Origin of the sequence: Streptomyces boncukensis, assembly GCF_011045075.1 — a bacterium.
GTDB lineage: Bacteria > Actinomycetota > Actinomycetes > Streptomycetales > Streptomycetaceae > Streptomyces > Streptomyces boncukensis.
In genome coordinates, this window is sequence record NZ_JAAKZZ010000791.1 from 1 (window position 1) to 2,323 (window position 2,323).

General features: G+C 75.2%; 2 protein-coding genes. One reads left to right on the plus strand and one right to left on the minus strand.

The window, feature by feature from the left end; genetic code table 11:
- A partial coding sequence (locus G5C65_RS35660) for a hypothetical protein (protein WP_206442642.1) occupies positions 1–1,245 on the minus strand: 1,245 nt, incomplete at its 3' end.
- Positions 1,246–1,535: 290 nt separating this feature from the next.
- Between G5C65_RS35660 and G5C65_RS35665 the strand changes: the two genes are divergently transcribed.
- The coding region (locus G5C65_RS35665) for an AfsR/SARP family transcriptional regulator (RefSeq protein WP_206442643.1) at positions 1,536–2,323 on the plus strand (788 nt) is incomplete at its 3' end.

Consider the following 2,323-nt stretch of genomic DNA (forward strand, 5'->3'; position numbering starts at 1 on the left):
GAGCCGCGGCATCCGCCGCAAGGGCGAGGAGGGGGTGGAGGGGGCCGGGAAGGACGGCGAGGTCGGCGGGGACGGGGGCCGCATCCGCAGCTTGCGGTAGAGCAGGGTGCGCATCCGGGCCGCGAAGCGGCCGGGCTCCGAGGTGATGCGGGCCGCGACCCGCGCGTGGTCCGCCTGCCGGTGGCCCGTCGCGCACCGGCTGAGCTGCCGGGCCAGCGGACGGTCGGTGCGCAGCCGGGGCGCGAAGGAGCGGAGCTCGGCGAGCGGGGAGGCCGGGTCGAGGCCCGCGTCCTGGCGGCCGGTGAGCAGGATGGGGGCGCCGGTCATCGTCCCGTACAGGGTCAGCGAGCCGTGGTCGCCGACGAGGGCGTCGGCGGCGGCGACAGCGCCGCACCAGTCCGCGTGCGGGCTGACGACCGCGAGTCCGGCGCGGCCGAGCCCGGCGAGCCAGGAGCGGATCTGCCACGGCCCGTGCGCGTGCCACACGTTCGGGTGGAGCAGGGCGGCGACGCGGTACTCGTCGGCGGGCAGCTCGGTCACCAGCCGGGCCAGCAGCGGCCACTCGCCCGCCAGCAGCGAGTGCGGGCCCCAGGTGGAGCAGACGAGGACGAGGCGCTGCCCGTGCCGGGCGCCCAGCGCCTCCCGGTAGAGGGCACGGGAGTCCAGGCTGGCGGCGATCCGGTCGTAGCAGGGGTCGCCGACCACCGCTGCGGCGGGCACCGCCTCGGGGCACTCGCGGCCCAGCCGGGCGACGTCGTCGTGGTGGGCCAGGACGACGGTTTCCGGTATCACCGCGCCGTCCCGGACGAGCCACTGGCGGCTCAGCCCGTACACGTTCCGCTCGGGGACGACGACCGGGCCGGTACGGGACACCGTCTTGTTGTGCCCGGCGCCGTGCGGCAGGACGACGACGGGCGCGTGCAGTTCGTGCAGCCCTTCGTGCGCGGCGGCGAGCGCCAGGTGGAACTCCGTGTGCACGGCCACCTCCCACGGCAGGACGAGTGCCCCGAGGTCGTCCAGGAACGCCGTCACGCCGTGGCTGAAGACGTCGGGAGCGGCCGTGAAGAAGACCTGGACCCGCGGGTCCCCCTCCAGCAGCCGTACGGCCTCCATCAGCCGCTGTCCGGCGGTCACCGTGTGGACGGCGACCAGGACGTTCCTGCGGGCCTGGCGGGTGGTCCAGCGCCCGGCGTCCGGCCGGATCGGTACGTGTCGCCAGTGTGTGTCGAGCGAGGTCACGCTCATGAGAGTCCCCCCGGGTCGGGTTGGGTCGGGTTGGATCAGGTCGGTTCGGTTCGGGTTGTCGTGGCGGCTACGTGCCCGGCGGGGATGTCCGGCCGCGTTGCAGGAACCTTGAACTCCGGCTGACGTTTGCTGCGGCGCCCCGGCCCCCGGCGCCGGGCCCGCGTATGCGCCTCCCGCGCACCGGTGCGCCCCCCTCCCGCTCCCCACCGGGGCGGCGCCACGGCGCGGGATTCGCCGTACGAATGAATGTGCGGGCGATCCGGTAGGGGGCGACGGTGGACTTATGCGCCTTGGGACCTCTGGAACTCTGGGACCATGAGCGGCAGTTCGAACTGGGATCCGTCAAGCAGCGCAGGGTGCTCGGCACCCTGCTGCACGCGCGCGGCGAGCCGGTCAGCGTCGAGACCCTCGTCGACCGCGTCTGGGACGCGCCGCCCCTCCCGGCGAGCCCGGAGGCGTCCCTGCAGAGCTACCTCTCCCGGCTGCGCCGGGTGCTGGCCGAAGCGGTCGGGGACCGCGTCGGCATCGCCCACCCGTCGCCCGGCCGCTACCAGCTCCGCTTCGACCCGGAGGACGTCGACCTGCTGCGGTTCCAGCGGCTGCGGCGCGAGGCGGTGGAGGCGGCGGCGCGGGGCGAGCGGGAGTTCGCGCTCGGCAAGCTGCACGCCGCGCAGGCGGAGTGGAAAGGGGAGCCGCTCGCGGAGTTCGGCTGCGACTGGGCGCTCTCGCTCCGCGCCCGCCTGCACGAGGACCTGCGGCACGTCCAGGAGGAGCGGATCCGGCTGGAGCTGGAGCTGGGACGGCACGCGGACCTGCTGGGCGAACTGCAGGAGCGCGCCGCGCGCCATCCCCTGGACCAGCGCGGGATCGCCTCGCTGATGCTCGCGCTGTACCGCTCGGGGCGTACGGCGGAGGCCCTGCGCCGCTATCGGGACACCCGGCGGCTGCTGCGGGACAGCCAGGGGATCGAACCGGACGCGGAGCTGCGGGAGCTGCACGAGCGGATGCTAGCGCAGGACGACGCGTCCCTGCTCCCGGCGCGATCACCCGAGCCGGAGCGCACCGCACAGCCCGCGCC